Annotated in this window: 17 protein-coding genes, 1 pseudogene and 1 other annotated feature; of the genes and pseudogenes, 15 read left to right on the top strand and 3 right to left on the bottom strand. The window is 44.3% G+C overall.

Annotation, left to right across the window (positions count from 1 at the left end; all coding sequences use genetic code 11):
• Positions 1 to 99: 99 nt before the first annotated feature.
• The 3 genes from AR335_RS21570 to AR335_RS21580 are packed head-to-tail and all read left to right on the top strand — an operon-like array spanning position 100 to position 3,824.
• The gene (locus AR335_RS21570; protein WP_062240040.1) at positions 100 to 2,220 is read left to right on the top strand and encodes a BglG family transcription antiterminator; all 2,121 of its coding nucleotides are present in this window, start codon (positions 100 to 102) and stop codon (positions 2,218 to 2,220) included.
• A gap of 1 nt (position 2,221) precedes the next feature.
• Positions 2,222 to 2,656, top strand: a complete 435-nt coding sequence (locus AR335_RS21575) for a PTS sugar transporter subunit IIA (protein WP_053356132.1) — start codon at positions 2,222 to 2,224, stop codon at positions 2,654 to 2,656.
• Between the two features lies 1 nt (position 2,657).
• Positions 2,658 to 3,824, top strand: a complete 1,167-nt coding sequence (locus AR335_RS21580) for a mannitol-1-phosphate 5-dehydrogenase (protein WP_062240043.1) — start codon at positions 2,658 to 2,660, stop codon at positions 3,822 to 3,824.
• A gap of 52 nt (positions 3,825 to 3,876) precedes the next feature.
• On the opposite strand, the gene AR335_RS21585 is transcribed toward AR335_RS21580, so the two are convergent.
• The gene (locus AR335_RS21585) at positions 3,877 to 4,950 is read right to left on the bottom strand and encodes an FUSC family protein (protein ID WP_062240046.1); all 1,074 of its coding nucleotides are present in this window, start codon (positions 4,948 to 4,950) and stop codon (positions 3,877 to 3,879) included.
• 192 nt (positions 4,951 to 5,142) lie between these two features.
• Positions 5,143 to 5,381, top strand: a binding site (T-box leader).
• A 62-nt stretch (positions 5,382 to 5,443) separates the two neighbouring features.
• On the opposite strand from AR335_RS21585, the gene proS reads away from it, so the two are divergent.
• The 5 genes from proS (at position 5,444) to AR335_RS21610 (ending at position 13,146) form a co-directional block, all read left to right on the top strand.
• Complete coding sequence (gene proS / locus AR335_RS21590; RefSeq protein ID WP_369795871.1) at positions 5,444 to 6,880, top strand: proline--tRNA ligase; 1,437 nt, start codon at positions 5,444 to 5,446, stop codon at positions 6,878 to 6,880.
• Positions 6,881 to 7,289: 409 nt separating this feature from the next.
• Positions 7,290 to 7,733 (top strand): DMT family transporter, encoded by a 444-nt coding sequence (locus AR335_RS21595; protein ID WP_053356128.1) that lies wholly within the window; start codon positions 7,290 to 7,292, stop codon positions 7,731 to 7,733.
• 181 nt (positions 7,734 to 7,914) lie between these two features.
• Positions 7,915 to 9,381, top strand: coding sequence for a sodium/proline symporter PutP (gene putP, locus AR335_RS21600; protein WP_053356127.1), 1,467 nt, complete (start codon positions 7,915 to 7,917; stop codon positions 9,379 to 9,381).
• 156 nt (positions 9,382 to 9,537) lie between these two features.
• Entirely contained in the window at positions 9,538 to 9,978 is a 441-nt protein-coding gene (locus AR335_RS21605; RefSeq protein WP_062240054.1) for a MarR family winged helix-turn-helix transcriptional regulator, read from the top strand.
• A gap of 15 nt (positions 9,979 to 9,993) precedes the next feature.
• Positions 9,994 to 13,146 (top strand): MMPL family transporter, encoded by a 3,153-nt coding sequence (locus tag AR335_RS21610; protein ID WP_062240057.1) that lies wholly within the window; start codon positions 9,994 to 9,996, stop codon positions 13,144 to 13,146.
• 89 nt (positions 13,147 to 13,235) lie between these two features.
• Here AR335_RS21610 and AR335_RS25055 read toward each other — a convergent pair.
• Positions 13,236 to 13,433: pseudogene (locus AR335_RS25055) on the bottom strand (YjcZ family sporulation protein); the annotation flags it as partial.
• 279 nt (positions 13,434 to 13,712) lie between these two features.
• Between AR335_RS25055 and AR335_RS21620 the strand changes: the two are divergent.
• From AR335_RS21620 to AR335_RS21630, 3 genes are read left to right on the top strand one after another with little or no spacing between them, the layout of a single operon-like run.
• On the top strand, positions 13,713 to 14,096 hold the full coding sequence (locus AR335_RS21620) for a hypothetical protein (protein ID WP_062240060.1): 384 nt from the start codon (positions 13,713 to 13,715) through the stop codon (positions 14,094 to 14,096).
• Between the two features lie 17 nt (positions 14,097 to 14,113).
• Entirely contained in the window at positions 14,114 to 14,797 is a 684-nt protein-coding gene (locus tag AR335_RS21625) for a hypothetical protein (protein WP_062240065.1), read from the top strand.
• Positions 14,794 to 15,267, top strand: coding sequence for a DinB family protein (locus AR335_RS21630; RefSeq protein ID WP_062240068.1), 474 nt, complete (start codon positions 14,794 to 14,796; stop codon positions 15,265 to 15,267). Before AR335_RS21625 ends, AR335_RS21630 begins: the two co-directional genes overlap by 4 nt.
• A gap of 112 nt (positions 15,268 to 15,379) precedes the next feature.
• Here AR335_RS21630 and AR335_RS21635 read toward each other — a convergent pair whose 3' ends face one another.
• On the bottom strand, positions 15,380 to 15,721 hold the full coding sequence (locus tag AR335_RS21635; RefSeq protein WP_062240072.1) for a DUF962 domain-containing protein: 342 nt from the start codon (positions 15,719 to 15,721) through the stop codon (positions 15,380 to 15,382).
• Between the two features lie 189 nt (positions 15,722 to 15,910).
• On the opposite strand from AR335_RS21635, the gene AR335_RS21640 reads away from it, so the two are divergent.
• From AR335_RS21640 to AR335_RS21655, 4 genes are all read left to right on the top strand, one after another.
• Positions 15,911 to 16,204: a hypothetical protein gene (locus AR335_RS21640; RefSeq protein ID WP_062240075.1), complete on the top strand. Its 294-nt coding sequence runs from the start codon at positions 15,911 to 15,913 to the stop codon at positions 16,202 to 16,204.
• A gap of 68 nt (positions 16,205 to 16,272) precedes the next feature.
• Positions 16,273 to 16,812, top strand: a complete 540-nt coding sequence (locus AR335_RS21645) for a general stress protein (protein WP_053356120.1) — start codon at positions 16,273 to 16,275, stop codon at positions 16,810 to 16,812.
• Positions 16,813 to 16,992: 180 nt separating this feature from the next.
• On the top strand, positions 16,993 to 17,910 hold the full coding sequence (locus AR335_RS21650; protein WP_062240079.1) for a GNAT family N-acetyltransferase: 918 nt from the start codon (positions 16,993 to 16,995) through the stop codon (positions 17,908 to 17,910).
• A gap of 75 nt (positions 17,911 to 17,985) precedes the next feature.
• Positions 17,986 to 18,609 carry a TetR/AcrR family transcriptional regulator gene (locus AR335_RS21655; RefSeq protein WP_062240082.1) on the top strand — a complete coding sequence of 208 codons (624 nt, stop codon included), beginning with the start codon at positions 17,986 to 17,988 and terminating at the stop codon, positions 18,607 to 18,609.
• Positions 18,610 to 18,749: the final 140 nt, after the last annotated feature.

Consider the following 18,749-nt stretch of genomic DNA (forward strand, 5'->3'; position numbering starts at 1 on the left):
AATCGGCTTTTCATTTCGTTGTATTAAGGAACGGCGTGGCTTTATTATTTAATTAAGGGTATGCAAATTAAATATTGTCATTAACGTGGAGTGAAAAACATGTATATATCGGCAAGAGAACGACTGATAATTGAAATCTTATTATCTAAAAAAGAAGAGATGACGGTCAAGGATCTTGCGGATGAAATTGATGTGAGTACCCGGACGATCCACCGTGATCTAAAAGAACTTGAAAATACGCTAAAAGAGTATGAACTGGAGCTGATCAAAAAATCAGGAGTAGGTATACAGATCATCGGGGACGAACAGAGAATGGAAGAACTGAAGCTGGCGCTGTTTCATTTATCGTATAACGAGTACACGCCTGAAGAGCGGCAGACCATGATTTTTTGTTCCCTTCTGGAAGCGAAGGAACCGGTTAAGCTTGTCTCACTGGCTCATGATTTAAACGTGACCATCGCTACGATCAGCAATGATTTAACAAAATTAGAAAGCCGTCTGCTTGAATTTGATCTGACCCTCGTTAGAAAAAGAGGATACGGAGTAGAAATTACAGGGGACGAAAAAGCAAAAAGAAGAGCGATGAGCCAAATCATTGCGCAAAATCTTAACGAAACTGAATTCTTATCACTCGTAAAAGAAAATATCCAGAAAAAATCTCTTCATACGGCTGATTCCATTTCTGAGCGGTTATTGGGACTCGTTGAAAAGAACCGGCTATTGACGGTAGAGAAAGCGATCGAAGAAGTGAATGAAGAGCTTCCCTATCCCATTGCAGACAGTGCCTATATCGGCCTGGTCGTCCATCTGACACTGGCCATCGAACGAATTCTGCAGGGAGAAAACATCAATATGGACGAGGCTTTTCTGGAGACGTTAAAGACTGCACCGGAATATAAGGCAGCTGAAAAAATTATTGAAAAGCTGAAGAATGTCATTCATGCCGACATACCTGAAGCAGAGGTAGGCTATATTACGATGCATCTGCAAGGTGCCAAGCTTAGGCAGGACAAAGGATACTTGTTGGAGGAGTCGAGTTTTCAAACGGCTTTAAAAGCGAAAAGCCTGATGATGTTTGTCGGTGAAAAGACCGGTATTGAACTTTTAGGGAACGCATCGCTCTTTCAGGGGCTAGTTACGCATTTAAAACCGGCGCTGTACCGGATCAAGCAAAACATGGGGATCTCTAACCCGCTCATGCCCAAGATTAAAAAAGATTATGAAGATCTCTTTCACATCGTACAGGAAGGGGCCGCAGCTATTTTTCCAGATTTGCATGTTCCAGATGAGGAAGTGGCCTATCTTGTCATGCATTTTGGTTCCGCTTTGATGAACGGGCGCCATGCTGAACGATTGAAAGCTTTAGTGATCTGTTCTACGGGTATTGGGACGTCCAAAATGCTTGCGACTCGACTGAAACGGGAAATACCTGAAATTAAGGAACTGAAAAATGTATCACTCTTTGAATTGAATAAGATGGACACGGAAGAGTATGATCTTGTCATTTCTACGATACATCTGCCGGATTATCATTCTCCGTATATTGTCCTCAGCCCCATCCCTAACGAGGAGGAACTGCAGAAGGTTAAGCAATACATCGCAGAGACAGCCGGAGCACATTCAGAAGAGAAGCGTTCTGCTTTGCTCGAAACCAGCACGGGGGAAAAAGATCCAAAACAGTTTTTGGAAGGGCTGGAGAGCATCAAGAAGTATACCGATGCCATCGTGGACCTCTTACAAGGATTTAAACTGACCCCTGTCCATGGCCGGAAAGGCGTTGAGCTCATCCTAAAGGAAGCCTGTGAAGCTCTGGCTGCAGCAGGTGCCCTGCATAGCAGCGAACAGGTTGCTGCTGCACTGTTTGAACGTGAAAAACTGGGCGGACTTGGGATACCGAATACCGAGCTTGTGCTTTACCATGCACGCAGTGATGAGGTCGTTAAACCTTCCTTTACCATTTATGGGCTGGAAGATGCCATCAGGGTGCCCGCCATGGATCAGACTGTCATTGAAGCTGACAATATACTGCTTCTGCTTGCGCCCAGCGAGTATTCTAGCCAGGGATTAGAGGTACTCAGCTTTATCAGTTCCATTATTATTGAAAACGAACAAAGCATTGCGCTGTTCGAATCAAAGGATGAACAGAAACTATCAGCCTATCTGGCGGAAAAGTTTGATCAGTTTTATAAAGAAAAACTAACAGAATTAAGGAGAGGATAATATGTCATCAGTGTTAACGAAAGAAAACATCCTATTAAATGCGGAAGTGGAGAGCAAGGAAAATGCGATCCGATTAACCGGAAACCTGTTAGTGGAAAATGGATATGTTGAACCGCAATACATTGAAAAAATGCTGGAGAGGGAGCAGCTGACCTCTACGTATATGGGGAATTTTGTGGCCATCCCGCATGGTACGGAGGATGCAAAGCAAGCGGTCAAGGAGTCAGGGATTGCTATTATCCAAGTGCCGGGCGGAGTGGAATTTGGACCTGGAAATGAAGTGAAACTGCTGATTGGAATTGCCGGAAAAGGCGACGAGCATTTGGAGATTCTTTCACAAATCGCCATTGTTTGTTCTGAAGAAGAAAATGTACTGGGGATCGTAAATGCCGGTTCAAAAGAAGAGATTCTAGACTACTTTGAAGGAGTAAACTAATATGCTGGCTGTACATTTTGGAGCGGGTAACATTGGCAGAGGATTTATTGGCAACTTATTGTTTCAATCAGGCTATCGAACAGTATTTGTAGATGTAAACCAGGAAATCGTAGACTTATTGAATGAAAAGAATCAGTATACTGTAGTTCTTGCGGATAAAAGCCAGGAAGAACTTCAGATCAGGAATGTATCAGCGGTTAACAGCGGAACAGATCCTGATCAGGTAATTGAGCTCATCGCAAATGCGGACCTGGTAACAGCAGCAGTTGGACCAAACATTCTTCCGTTTATCGCTGGCTCCATTGCTGAAGGACTTCGTAAAAGAATAGCAGCAACTAACGCTCCTTTAAATATCATCGCCTGTGAAAACATGATCGGCGGAAGTACACTTTTAAAAGAAAAAGTTTACGAGAAATTGGAAGAAAGCGAGAAGCAGCTGTTTGATTCCCGCTTTGGATTTCCGGATGCAGCGGTTGATCGCATCGTTCCCAATCAGTCCAATGAAGATAAACTGATGGTTAAGGTAGAACCTTTCTATGAGTGGGCAGTAGATGAGACGAAAATCATCGGGAGCAGACCTGAAGTCGAAGGAATCACCTATGTAGAGGATTTGAAACCGTATATTGAGCGAAAGCTGTTCACGGTGAACACTGGACATGCAGCAGCTGCATACATCGGGTATCAAGCTGGCATGCGAACCATTGATGAAGCGATGAAAATCAAAGAACTGCAGGAACTGATTCAACAAACGCTGCAGGAAACAGGACGTATGCTCGTCAGCAAATATGCCTTTGACCCTGATGAACATCAGAAATATATCAAAAAAATTGTAAATCGTTTTGTGAATCCTTATATCACGGACGAGGTGACGAGAGTTGGACGTTCTCCGATCCGTAAACTTGGACCGGCAGACCGTCTTGTGAGCCCAGCCGTTCAATATCTTCAGCTGACTGGAGATGTCCCAGTTTCGTTAACAAGAGTCATTGCTTCAGCTCTTCTCTATGATTATAAAGAGGATCCAGAAGCAGTCGCTATTCAGGAAGCGATATATGAAAAAGGTATCGAACGAGCTATAGAGCAGTTTACCGGAATTGAAGCAGGGTCCATCCTGTCTGAAACCGTGCTCAACCACTATCATCAATTAAAATCGGGCATCACAATAAAGTAAAAAGAACAAAAAGCAGTGGATTCCTTTACGGAGATCTCACTGCTTTTTGATTTTAAAACACTCTCCCTGTACTTACGACGGTTTGTCCGCCAGTCTCCTTTAAAATTCGGTTTAAATCGGTAAGTATGGCACCTACATCCCGCAGGATCGTCAATGACTCGTAGCGTTTTAGAATGAAAAGACAATGAGACTGAATTTCCTGTGCTTCTTTTACACTTGAGATGAGTTTTAACAAATTTTCGGCGGATGGATCAATGACCGTCATTCCATAATGAGCAATACAGTCTGACGTATGTTCAATGGCCAAATTTAACTGCGTGATTTCTTCAGAGGCGGCATGATCATCAAGATTAGTGGAAAGATCCCGAATCCCGCGGGCAATGCCGCGAATCTGCAGTGTAATGTGATTCAGATGCTTCATTCCGGTTTCAAGGTGCTCCAGCCGTATGCGCCGCTTCGTAAAGAAAGGGGTGAACCGGAGATTTTGACTGGCGAGAACAACAGCTTCAATGCCTTTCTCGTTCTGCTCTGTCAGTTCTTTGACCTCCTGCTGGATCTCTCGGCGGTGAGAGAGCGTCCTGTCCCAAAGGAGAACAAGATCTTTTAAGGTTATGGATGCCTTATTCGATAACTTTAAGAGCAGCTCTTCTGCAGCAGGTATCGTGTTGGGAGGGACGAGCAGAGCATTTGTCAGTACTGCGATGGCTGAACCGATGATCGTTTCCACAATACGGCTGAGCGCATAACCCTGTCCAAACGCGAGGACAAGAATGGAACTTACAGACACCTGAGAGACCACCTGAGCCGGCATCCGGAAGGCCGTTGTTACTGCCATGCCGACCAATACGACTAGAAGGATAGATCCCGCGTTCAATTTTAGCCAGTGCCCAATCAGCATGCTGATAATGACTCCGCCAATGACCCCGCACACTCTATAGATCGCCTTTTCCATCGATCCAGCAATAGTGACCTGCATCGTCAGCACAGCTGCCAACGGAGCAAAGAACGGATAGTCATTTTGAGAGAGATGGGAGGAAACCATCCAGCCAAGGGCTGCGGCGATTGCTGTTTTCAATACTTGTAACGTCAGACCGAGACGTAAAAAGACTTCCAATCCTTTTCTCAATGGCGTTATCCTTTCTGCACATAGTCTTGTAAGTTGTTTTTTCCAAAAAGGCTTGAGCTGAAACCTGTTCAGCAGCCTTACCTGTTTACAGTATAACCTTGTTTCTTAGTAATTGATGCAGTTCTATATTCTCTGCAAACGGTTCTTGACTTTTTCCAGAAAAATGAATATATTATTTCTTAATCCAATATAGAAGAAGCGTTGAAAAGGATTAGTAGAATGTAGTGGTTTTTTTCCTTCAGAAAAAAACTTCGTCTTTCCAAAGAGAGGAAACTTACAGCTGAAAGGTTTCCGGGAGACAGCATTCGAACCTGCCTTGGAGTTCGGCATCGTTCATAAGATGTCTGCGGAAAGTGCCGTTACCAAAATGAGTGTACAGAGTGAATTCGTCTGTAAATAAGGGTGGTACCACCAATACCCCGGTCCCTTTTAAAGGATCGGGTTTTTTTGCGTTCCTTTTCACGGTTTTTACAATAGAAAGGAAGAGATAATGATGCGAAAAGAAAAAAAGCTGGTTGAAGAAATTACTGCCATGGAAGATGATTTTGCACAATGGTACACTGACGTCGCACGTAAAGCGGATCTCGTCGATTATGCAAGTGTAAGAGGATCCATGATCATCCGTCCATACGGATATGCGATCTGGGAACATATCCAAAAAGAACTTGACCGCCAGATTAAGGATACCGGTCATGAGAATGTCTATCTTCCATTGTTTATACCAGAGAGCCTCCTTCAAAAAGAGAAAGATCATATCGAAGGATTTGCTCCTGAAGTGGCATGGGTTACACACGGGGGAGAGGAGAAGCTTGCGGAGCGCCTCTGTGTCCGTCCGACTTCTGAAGTGCTTTTCTGCGAGCATTATGCGAACATCATTCATTCATATCGCGACCTTCCAAAGCTGTATAACCAGTGGGGCAATGTTGTTCGCTGGGAGAAGACCACGCGTCCTTTCCTTCGCTCTCTTGAATTCCTTTGGCAGGAAGGCCACACGTGCCATGCGACCGATGAGGAAGCGGGAGAGGAAACCCGAAGGATGCTTGAAGTTTATGCGGATATATGTGAAGAGTATTTAGCGGTGCCTGTCCTTCGTGGCCGGAAAACAGACAAAGAAAAGTTTGCCGGAGCGAAGTTCACACTGACGATTGAAAGCTTGATGCATGACGGAAAAGCATTGCAGACAGGAACATCACATCACCTGGGAAGCGGATTTGCTGAAGCATTTGGCATTCAATACACCGACAAGCAAGGGAAACTTCAGCACGTACACCAAACGTCCTGGGGAATCACGACTCGCCTGATCGGTGCATTGATCATGGTGCACGGAGACAACCGAGGGCTTGTTCTTCCACCAAAAATCGCTCCAGTCCAAGTGATGGTCATCCCGATTGCTCAGCATAAAGAAGGGGTGCTCGACAAAGCGTATGAGCTTAAAGACCAGCTGAACAAAACGGTCCGTGCGGGGATTGATGCATCCGATAAGTCACCGGGATGGAAATTCAGCGAGCATGAGATGAAAGGTGTACCGCTTCGCATTGAGATTGGCCCGAAAGATATCGAAAAGAATCAGGCCGTTGCGGTCCGCAGGGATACAGGAGAAAAAATCTTCCTTTCTCTTGATGAACTGGAAACACGTATTCCGCTTCTGCTGGAAGAAATCCAAAAAGGTCTGCTGCAAAAAGCAAAGGCACACCGCGAAGAGAAAACGAACATCGCCCTCAGCATGGACGAATTCAAAGCGGTGCTGGAATCTAATCCTGGTTTCATTAAAGCCATGTGGTGCGGAGACCGTAAGTGTGAGGATCAAATAAAAGAAGAGACAGGCGCGACCTCCCGCTGTATGCCATTTGAGCAGGAGGTTATTTCGAAAACGTGTGTTTGCTGCGGAAAAGAAGCGGAAGAGCTTGTCTATTGGGCAAAAGCTTATTGATCGATTCCTATATAGTTTTGAAAAAACAAAAAGGGAATGTACCGAATTACAGTTAAGAATTTTGCTTCTAGAAACCATGGCAGCACAATAAACTACAGTTATCCATTTAAAAAACTTCACGAAATTTTTTGACTACTCAGGCAACAGGCGTTATAATCATTGAAAAGGAAGTGAGAACAATGAATACTTTAAAAAAGATAGTTGTTCGCGTAATAGGATCTAATCTTCTAGTGCTTTTCGCCATTTTACTTCTTCCGGTGTTCCTGCTGACTGACAATGTCAATGTGTTTCAAGATCTTGTAGACTATATTTTCAAGCCAGATTAATAATTAAACACCACCAACTGTGTGGTGTTTTTTGTTGAGTAAAAGTACATAGTTGAAAAAACAACGAGCAAGGGGAGAACGCAATGGCAAAAGTCATCGTGCTGTTGCTTGCTTTGTTTTCCGGAATGGGGCAAAGCATGCAGGCGGCTGTAAACGGAACGCTTGGAAAGAAGATTGGTTCAATCGAAGGTGCTTTCGTTTCCTTTTTTACGGGAACCGTGATGCTCCTTATTTTTATGCTGATTTGGGGGAACGGCAGTCTCAGTACAGTGTGGAACGTTCCAAAATGGAACCTTATCGGGGGTGTGCTGGGGGCCATCTATGTATTTATTGTTATCATGGCTGTTCCGAAGATTGGAGTAACAAGTGCCATTACGGCAGTCATCATTGGCCAGCTGATCATGAGTGTTGTCATTGACCATTTTGGATGGTTTGGCAATGAACCTGTCCATTTTACGTATAAAAGGATGATCGGGCTCGTTCTGATGTTTGCCGGCCTCTATTTTGTTTTCTCGGACAAGCATTAAGCACAAGTAGTTTCTAAATAAAAGCATTGTTTAAAAAAAATTGCTGTGATAAATTTTTAAATAGAGCTACTTTTCAGTTACTTTTCCATTGGTAAGATAGCCGGGGAGCAGCATTTTTTATGTTCAATCTGAAAGCGTTAACAAAGGGAGAAGTATCGAAAGGGAAAAAGGGGGAGAAACAATGGAATATGGGGTAATAGTGTCCATCGGCATTTATATGGCCGGGATGCTGCTGATCGGCTGGTTTGCTTACCGAAGAACAGCGAACTTGACTGATTATATGCTGGGAGGCAGAGATTTGGGGCCTGCAGTCACAGCACTGAGTGCGGGGGCATCTGATATGAGCGGCTGGCTGCTCATGGGTCTGCCGGGAGCAATGTATGTTTCCGGTTTAAGTGCGGGGTGGATCGTTGTTGGTCTGACAGCGGGTGCCTATTTAAACTGGCTTTTTGTTGCACCACGCCTTCGTACGTATACGGAAATAGCAAATAATTCTATTACTATTCCGGATTACTTTGAAAATCGATTCAAGGATACATCCCGAATTCTAAGAATTACATCAGCAATTGTTATTTTGATTTTCTTTACGTTTTATACTTCATCTGGAATGGTTTCAGGCGGCGAACTATTTAAGACGGCTTTCAATCTCGATTACACATGGGGAATTTGGCTGACCGCCAGTGTCGTGGTTCTGTATACGCTGTTTGGCGGTTTTCTTGCCGTCAGCTGGACTGATTTTGTTCAAGGGACGATCATGTTTATTGCGTTAATCCTCGTGCCGGTCGTAACAATCTTTCAACTCGGCGGGACAGGGCCAACTTTTACAGAAATTCAATCCATCGATCCGAAATTGCTCGACGCCTTTAAGGGGACAAGCTTGATCGGAATCGTTTCTCTCTTAGCGTGGGGACTTGGTTATTTTGGACAGCCTCATATCATCGTCCGTTTTATGGCCATTTCTTCTGTCAAGCAGATGAAAAATGCGCGAAGAATCGGAATGGGCTGGATGATTTTCTCCATTGTTGGAGCAATGTTTACAGGTCTGGTTGGTATTGCATATTTCAATCTTAACGGCGGAGGGCTCGGTGAGAAAAAGGCTGAAACCGTATTTATCGTGCTATCGGAAGTGCTGTTTCATCCGCTGATTACGGGATTCCTGCTAGCCGCTATTTTAGCAGCGGTTATGAGTACGATTTCATCACAGCTGCTTGTCACATCGAGTGCTATGACAGAAGACTTTTATAAAGCGTTCTTTAAGCGATCCGCTTCAGACAAAGAACTTGTATTGGTCGGACGCCTTTCTGTATTGGCGATTTCAGTGATCGCTTTAGTTCTTGCTCTTAATCCGAATAAAACTATCCTTAACCTTGTTGGCTATGCGTGGGCAGGATTTGGAGCGGCGTTTGGACCGGTCGTTCTTCTAAGTTTATACTGGAAAAGAATGACGAAATGGGGAGCCTTTTATGGCATGCTTTCGGGTACACTGACCGTTATTATCTGGGAGCAAATTAAAGCATTTGAAGCAGTGTACGAAATTATTCCAGGCTTTATCGTTTGCTCAGTCGTTATTGTAGCGGTCAGCATGATGACAGCAAAACCATCTGCTGAGATCGAATCAGAATTTGAAGAAGCACAAAAGATTGCATAAGACGTATGAAAGGCCGTCCTGTCTGACAGGGCGGCTTTTTTAAATTTCCGGAAAATTCAATCTTGACCGGAACCGCCATTTTGTCATACAGTTATCATCGTGAACAGTTCAATTCTTGAACTAGTTATAGTCTAAGTAGGAAAATGGGTGAATACAATGGATGTTGGGAAATGGCAAAGCATACTTGGCCGGTATGAAGCGGCTTCCTTTACAGTGAATAAAAGGTTCGGTGCCCTGATCAAGGAGCAGCTTCAGGATGTGCTGACGAATGACCAGCACATGACGCTGAGCTATATTAAAAGATTCGGATCCTGCACGACGACTGAGCTGGCAGAGGCGTTTTGTGTACATAAGAGCGCCATTACAGCTATTGTTACGCGGCTGGCAGAGAAAGGATATATCGATCGGATAAGAGACCAAAAGGATAGAAGAATTGTGTACTTGTCTTTGACAGAAGAAGGGTTAAAGGTCTTTCAATGGGCAGATGAGAAAGTTTTTGAGGTGGTTGCTCCTTTTCTAAAGGTGTTCAGTGGAGAAGAGATTGAATCGTTCTTGAACCTGTACGAGAAACTGGCATCTGTACTGAATGAGGAGTAGGGGAGGAGAGAAAGAATGAGAGCGGTGTTAAAAGGAAAGTGGATCATTGCAGCAGTCTGGCTGGCACTTGTCGTTGTGCTGGCGCTGCTCGCACCTAATATGACAGACCTGGTGAGGGAAAAGGGGCAGATTAATGTTCCAGACGGATATTCGTCGAGCTATGCCCAAAAAATGCTGAATGATTTGGATAAAAAAGAAAAATCGGCGGATGAATCGCAGGTTGCCCTTGTGTTTCACAGCAGTAAAAAACTGACTGAAAACGAAAAAAACGAGGTCAAAAGCGCTGTAGCGAAACTGGAACAGGATAAGAACGACCTTGGGATCAGCGAAGTGTTATCACATTTCAAAGAAAAAGAGCTGAAAGACCAGCTTGCGTCAAAGGATGGAAAGACCATCCTTTCCTTAGTCACGGTAAAAACAGGCGACAAGGAGCCGGCTGACATTTCAAAATCACTCTACAATGAATTAAAAGACGTAAAAGTACCGCATTATTACACAAGCAGCTGGATGATTGACGAGGATGTGGTCGCAAGTTCTCAGGAAGGGCTCAAAAAAACCGAATACATAACGGTCGTCTTCATTCTTGCCGTTCTGTTCGTTGTTTTCCGCTCGTTTATTGCACCGCTAGTCCCGCTTGTTACCGTTGGAATCAGCTATGTTGCGGCACAGTCGATCGTAGCTTTTTTAGTGGATAAATGGAACTTCCCTCTGTCCACGTTTACACAGATCTTTCTTGTCGCGGTCTTGTTCGGTATCGGAACAGATTATTGCATCCTGCTTCTCAGCCGCTTTAAAGAAGAGATGGGCCGGAATGAGAGTTTACTGGATGCCATTATCACCACGTACAAAACGGCGGGAAGAACCGTATTTTTCAGCGGACTTGCTGTGATGATCGGCTTTGCAGCCATCGGTTTCTCAGCTTTTAAACTCTATCAGTCTGCTGCAGCTGTTGCAATTGGAGTCGCGGTGCTGCTTCTGGCATTATTGACGCTCGTTCCGTTTTTCATGGCGGTGCTCGGCACCAAGCTGTTCTGGCCATCAAAAGCGGCAATGGAGCATAAACAAAGCAGGATTTGGGGAGCTGCAGGGTCGTTCTCCTTTAAACGCCCGCTCGTTACGCTTCTTATCGTAGCCGCCATCGTCACTCCTTTTCTTGCAACTTATGATGGAGATTTGTCCTTTAACTCTTTGGATGAGATCGGCGATAAATATAACTCGGTAAAAGCGTTTAATGTTATCTCTGACAGCTTTGGTCCAGGAGAATCCCTTCCTGCCAAAGTTGTCGTAAAGAATGATGAGCCGATGGACCGCTCGGAGTATTTGGCAACCATTGAGAAAATCAGCCGTGAAGTCGGACAGATTAAAGGTGTGGACCGGGTGCGCAGTGCCACACGGCCGGTCGGCGAGGAGCTGAAAGATCTCCAGGTTGCTAATCAGGCAGATTCTCTGGATAATGGATTAGAAAAAGGCAACAACGGATTGAAAAAAATCAGCGGAGGATTAGCCGAAGCAAGCACGCAGCTTAGCAATTCCCAGCCCAAGATGAAGCAGACGACAGACGGAATCAGTGAGCTGGTGACAGGCACCAACAAACTTAAAACAGGAATCGGTGACCTGTCCGGCGCGCTTTCCCAGATCGAAAAAGGAATGCGTGACGGCTCCAAAGGCGCAGGAGACCTGAAAAAGGGCGTGCAGCAAGCGAAGTCGAGTGCAGACCTGCTATACCAAAGTAATCAGAAGCTTCTTTCCGGCTATAAAGAAATGGAAAGCGGTCTGGGACAGCTGCAAGGCGGCTATGCCAAAACGGCAAAGCAGCTGAGTACCACCTCAAAAAGTCTTGCCCAACTAAAGGGAAGCTTCACTCATTTAGAAAAAAAATACACGAGTACAGATAAAAGCAAAGACATTAACAGCGATTCTGATTACCAGGCCATCAAAGGCACGTTTACTCAGCTTCAAGACGGCCTAGGCCAGCTGGCAGCGGGTCTGGACCAGTTGAATGGAAATTTGAATAAGGTAAAAACCAACATGGGGAAAGCCAATGACGGCTTGAGTAAAGTAGTCGGCGGCCAAAAACAGCTGGCTGACGGACTCGGCTCGATTTCAGCGGGGCTTGGCCAGTTAGAAACAGGAATCAATAAGGCTGCAGACGGACAGAAGCAAGTTATCGGAAAGCTGCCAGAAGTACAGGGCGGTTTAGCTAAAATCGCCGGTGGACAGGAGCAGCTGAAGAGCGGTTTTTCACAGATGGACCGCCAGCTTTCAGAGCTTTCTGACGGGCTTGGGCAAAGCGCGGCAGGCATTAAAAAGGTTTCAGGCGGAATCGATTCTGCCAACGATTACCTTCACTCTCTGTCTTCATCACCTGACCCGGAGATGGCGGGCTGGTTCCTGCCTGAAGATGTACTGAACAACAAGGATTTTCAGCAGGTGTTCGATAACTATATGCCGGGTGACCGCAAACTGACAACGCTTGATGTCATTTTTAAAGAAAACCCTTATTCACAGCAAGCGCTCGGACAGGTGGATGAAATCAAGCAAGCGGTTAAGCGTGCAACAGCCGGTACCAACCTTGAGAATGCACAGGTTGGGATCAGCGGAGTAACAAGCATCTACTCTGATCTGAATGATATCTCGGCTTCTGATTATTCAAGAACGGTTGTTTTAATGTTAGTAGGAATTGCGATTATTCTCATCATCATGCTGCGATCCCTTATTATGCCGCTTTATATTATCGCTTCCCTGGTCTTAACGTATTATACAGCGATGGCTTTTACAGAAACCATTTTTGTCAATGTACTCGGTTATTCCGGCATCAACTGGGCGGTACCGTTTTTTGCCTTTGTTATCTTGGTAGCGCTGGGAGTAGATTATAGTATCTTCCTTATGGACCGGTTTAACGAATACAAGTCACTGTCCGTAAAAGAAGCGATGCTTTCCTCCATGAAGAATATGGGGACCGTCATTATCTCAGCGGTTGTCATTCTCGGAGGAACATTCGCGGCGATGTATCCTTCAGGGGTATTGTCGCTGCTGCAAATCGCGACGATTATTTTAAGTGGTCTATTGCTTTATGCGTTTGTCATTTTGCCGCTGTTTGTCCCGGTTATGGTGAGAACGTTCGGAAAAGCAAACTGGTGGCCATTTATGGATTCAAAAAAAGAATAGAAATATTGATTAAAGCAGCGTACGAAATGTGCGCTGCTTTTTTGACGCCAAAAAAAAAGAGACAAGATACAGATCTTGTCTCCAGAGGGTTAGCAGCAGCCTTTAACGCTACTTTCGCCGAAGCCACCAAGAAAGTGCCCGCCGCCAAAGCACGATGTGCTGCAGCCGATGATGATCAAGAGGATAAACAGGACAACAATGATGGCAAATCCGCGTCCGCCGCCATAACCGCAGCCGCCGAAGCCAGGATAACCGTAGCCATATCCGCCTCCGAATCCGCCTCCGAATCCACCAACACCGCCATATCCGCCTCCGAATCCACCAACTGGGCCATATCCGTAGCCAGGGGCACCACCGCCATACCCGTATCCATAACCAAATCCTTGACGCTGATTTCTAATTCCAGACAATGTGTAGATCTCCTTTCTTCCAACAATTAAAAGTTACTTGCCATATAGAGTATGTAGAAACACGGGAAGGGTTTGGACAATTGTCGTGACAATGGTGGAATTTGTTATATAATTAGGGAACTGTAAGTTTTTTGAAAATTTGGACGAGGTGAGATCATGCTTGAAAAGGTCAACCGAATTCTGCGGCATAGCGGCCTTCCTGCGTTAAAAGATTCTTCGGATTATTACTTTCTGGGTGAGGGTGCCTGGCACGCCGCTTATCGTGCCGTTCTTTCTGAAGGGGATTATGTAATACGGATACCTAAGCCTGTCGCCTATGATCGAATGGTGGAATATCATGAAGAGAGCTTACTGGCTGAATATGATGGGGCAGAGTGGTATTACAGAACAGCCAACAGGGCAGTAAAGGGAATCTGCCCGGAATTCTACCATTATCATGTATCCCGGGAACTGACTTACACGATTGAAAGTTACATGGGAGAAACTCTTAACCTTTCAGCAGCAACAAAACAGCAGATGTATACTACGGGTTTCAGTTAGGCTTATTTTATAAAAAGATGGACAGTCTTCCTTTAGAGCGCCAAGGCTTTGGGTATTTAAAATGGAATGGAACAGAAGCGTCGGGTGAACTGGAGGAAGACCCTATTCAATATCTGATTCATGAAAAGGCGGAATATCAGCAGGAGCTTGATAATCTGTTGAGATCTAATCTTCCTTTTCGTAAGAATCTCTTAAAACAAAAAGTAGAAGAACTTCTAAATTTAAGACAGATCGAAAAATTCGGGGTTACACTATCCAATCAGGATACGTCGCCAGAGAACCTCATCATAAATGGCCAACGGGCTAAGCTGATTGATCCGGTCCCTATTATCTACAGTGGGGTCAGCCTTGCTGCTAATCATATACATAACTATGAAGTTACTTTTCCTCTTTATAGGAATGCACCAAGGTACAAGAGACATCAGTTTCATTTATATAAAGATCAGCTGTCGGCAAACAGCCAAGGATTCAGAGAGGGATATGTGGAACAATCAGAAGAGATGGGGTTAGCCCTGGAAATTGAGCGGATGCTGAAGCTATTATCAATGGCCCATGTTCATTATCAAAAGACAGCCAGCAATACACTGAGCAGGGAACAGCAGATCCGGATGGGTAATCTGAACGAGGTGAAAGAACGGCTCATGCTGGTCCTTGAACTGCTCGAAAACTATGAAGTAAGGGATAAAGTAGGCGTACGATGAGTCTTTTGAAGTCATTTGCTGAACAAGTGGACTGGCTTGAGGAACTAAGGACGGTGAAAGAGGAATTGTGGCTTGAGCCTATTTCAAGCGGGAAATGGTCAATAGGTGAAGTGGTTTCTCATTTTAAAGCATGGGACTTGTTCGTGATCCACCACCGTCTTCCTTATTTTCTGGAACATCAAGCCTTCCCGGAGAACGAGGTGGATTCGGAAAGGATGAATCAGGATGCCTCTCGCTATGCCAAATTTGGTGTTTCCAAATTCCAACTGCTGCAGGAAGCGATTGAAACAAGGGCCAATCTGGTCCAGCAGCTACAAATGATTCCGGAAGAATGGTGGATTCAGTCTTTTTACTATAAAAACAAGACACTGACGCTCGCCGCTTATATTGAAGGATTGTCAGAGCATGACAAGCACCATCAGAATCAGATCAGCCTCTTTCTGCAAAAGACAGCAAATCATGCAGGGTAGTGGATTGCCATGATGGGGAAAGATGGCGCAGGAGATCGAATTTCCCCGGAAATGATCGACAGAATCAGGAGGAATGAGAAAACGAAACACCCTGCTTTAGAGAAACAGGGTGCTAAAGGGACAACCTTTTCAATTCTTGATCGAGCCTTCCTGCCAGGATAAAGAAAAACATCTTAAAGTCTGCGCGTAATGACCAAAGGGGATGCCCGAATGTAGCCGGCTTGTTGCCTTCGATAAAGAAATGACTATACCACGCAAGCCCATAGGCTGTAACGGGGGCCGCCAGTAAAAACCAGGCATTGACCGAAGCACCAAGTGCCAAGAAGATAAATACAAAGGAGGTTCCAAGAAAATGCCAGGCCCTTGTGCTTTTCTTGGAATGCTGAGTTAAATAGAATACCCAAAATTCATCAAATGTTTTTAGTTTGTTATCCTGTAGAATACCTGGTTGCATAAAAATCAGCCTCCTAATCATCTTTTCTTTATGTACTTCGGTATAGGTTAGGTTTTTCCTTTAATAAGAGCTTCGTCACTTCATCAGGTGACGGAGCTCTTAGCTTTTGATAAACGCAAGGTTAGTATTTTGTCAGACGGGTAAATTAAATAAGACATGCGTAACAGACAAAAAGGAAGGTGCCAAAAAATGTTAAAAACACAAACAGCCGAACGCGTAAATATACTGTATTCACTATTAGGGCAGCAGCTTGAAGAGAAGGAATATAACAAAGATCGTCTGCAAAAAATAACCGAACTTTGCCAGCTGTTAAAGGAAGACGTTGAAGTTGGCGAACAAACTTCTGAAGTTTTTAATGACATTGTGGCCGTTGGGCAGGATGCTCTCGAAACCCAAGGGGATAAAAAAAGTTTCCTTCATTCAAAGGAAAAAGAGTTAAACGAGTATTACGAGCATCTCAAAAAACTGTTGGAGGAGCAGTAATGTTTTAGATGCATTGAACAGGGGTACATGCTTTAATAGAACTTTATTAAAACTTTGGAGGGATTACGATGGATCAGAAAAAAGTCATTGGTGTTTTTTCGACAGAAGAAGAAGCCGTATCAGCGATTAATTCTTTACGGGAAAGAGGCTATGATGAAGGGGATATCTCAGTAATCGCCCAGGATAAAGAAGAACGGAGACACATTGAAGACGAAACAGGAACAAAAGCTGGTGAAGGAGCAGCAGCGGGTGCTGCGACCGGCGGTGTGCTAGGCGGTGTAGGAGGCTTGCTCGCAGGTATTGGTGCACTGGCTATTCCTGGGATTGGTCCGATTGTGGCTGCCGGTCCGATCGCAGCTACCCTTGGCGGAGCAGCCATCGGTGCAGGTGCAGGTGGACTTGTGGGTGCATTGGTTGGTATGGGTATTCCTGAAGAGGAAGCAGAAGAATACCGGAACTACGTAGAAAATGGGAAAATTTTAGTTATGGTGGATGCTGATGCTGAGCGCCGGGAGCATGTGTACGACACATTCCGGAACAACAATACGCTGAACTCCCGCTATTATGAAAGAAACTTGCCTGGAGGAGACAGCGGTAGAATCTATTAACAAGTGGCACGCGGTAAGGCAACAGTATAAAAAGTTTAGGTTGGAGCTAAAGCTGGAATGCTTTAGCTTCTTTTTGTTTGTTCATCGGTCTATTTGTCGAAGGATAATAGTTGAAGAGGATGGGAAGTTATGTAAAAATAAAATAAAACGACTAGTCATTTTTATTGGAGGTATAAGATTATGGTTTCCATTAAAAGGTTGAATACACTCAATTTTCAAGAGGCTGCTGATTTATTTAATGAAGGTTTCAAGCATTATTTTACAGATATCACGTTAACTGTCGATTCGCTGATTAAAAAACTGGCCAATGAAGATCTCTCTCCTGAAAAATCAGTGGTCGCTTTTGATCAGGAAAAACCGATTGGCTTTGTCATCAACGGATTCAGAACTGTAAATGGCCAAAAGATTTCCTGGAATGGCGGAACGGGCATCATACCTGAATACCGGGGCAAGGGTATAGGCAAAGAGATGATAACCGCTTGTATGGATATTTATGAAGAAGAAGGAGTAGAACTGCTGCTTCTTGAAGCGATTTCTGAAAATACAAGAGCCATCAAGTTGTATGAGAGCATGGGTTACAGCATATTTGATGAACTTACTTTCCTCGTAAATAATGAGCCTCTCTCTGAGGGCGCCTTTTACTTTGAAGGTGATTATGACTTGATTCACGGAATTCCGCAGGATGTAAGGGATATTGAATTTTATCAGCATATGACACCATGGCAGACACAGTATCAGAGCCTTAAAGACAGTGAATCGCTCATTGTAAAATGTGGCCAGGAAACGGTTGGCTATGCTGTGTTCAAACGTACGAAAAATGCGGAAGGAAAGATTGAGGGCATCGCACTTTATCAGTGTGAAGCAAAACCAGGATATGAGAAAGCGTATGATGTTATTCAATTTATGCTTCGTTCCGTTTATAGTCCTGCTGAACCTGCCTGCCGCCGCATGACCGTAAACTTTTCAAAGAGCAATAAGCAGGTTTGTGATGCCCTTTCTAAAGAAGGTTTTACAGTGATGATCGAGCAAGTCCATATGTCCAAAGCGGTACGTACACCCTCCAGCAGCGAAACAGAAACAAAAGCAGTACAAACATAAATAAAGGGTTTCGTAATTTTCATGCAGAAAAAGGTGTGCATACAACCACGAGATCAAAACATTGGGGGAAAGAGCATGCCAAAGGTTTCAGAAGAATACAAAGAAGAGAAGAAGAACAGGATTCTGGAGAGTGCCCTTCGCTGTTTTGGCGAAAAAGGGTACGAAGCGACCATTATTGATGATATAGTGAGAGAATCCAATTTGAGCAAGGGCGCCATCTACAATTACTTTAACAGCAAGGAAGAAATTTATCTTCAGCTCCTTCAGGGGCAAACGAAGGATTTCTTCTCAGAGGTAGAGAGTGAATATCATAAGCGATCAAGTGCAACAGATAAACTGCGTTTTTTATTTGAAAGGTTCCAGAATCAGCCGTTAATTGATGAGCGCAGGAAATCCATGAGGTTATATACGGAATTCTGGCTGTACAGCGCCCGTCAGGAAGATCTAAAGAAACTGATGGAAGAAAGGTACCTGCAATTTACTGGGTTTATAAAAGACATTATTAAAGAAGGACAAGAGACCGGAGAGTTCAACGAACACGTCGATTCTGAGTTTATTTCTCAAATTTTTTGGGCGCTCAGGGACGGCAACGTTCTTCATTACTCTCTGCTTGGAGAAGAAGAACAGTATAAAAAAACGTGGGAAATGATTGAGGGGTTTTTTATTGGCTGCTTAACCACACCAAAGAATCGGGAGTAGAATCCCGATTTTTTTTTGTGGAGAAAAAGAGAATAATTTCCCGGGATATAAAAGATTTTGTCGAATGGAGGCAGGGTCAACCCGCGAGGATAGACCAGAACGGAGAGCATGTCAAGATACCCCGATATTTCTATATTAAT

This window comes from Fictibacillus sp. FJAT-27399 (assembly GCF_001510655.1).
GTDB lineage: Bacteria > Bacillota > Bacilli > Bacillales > Fictibacillaceae > Fictibacillus_C > Fictibacillus_C marinisediminis.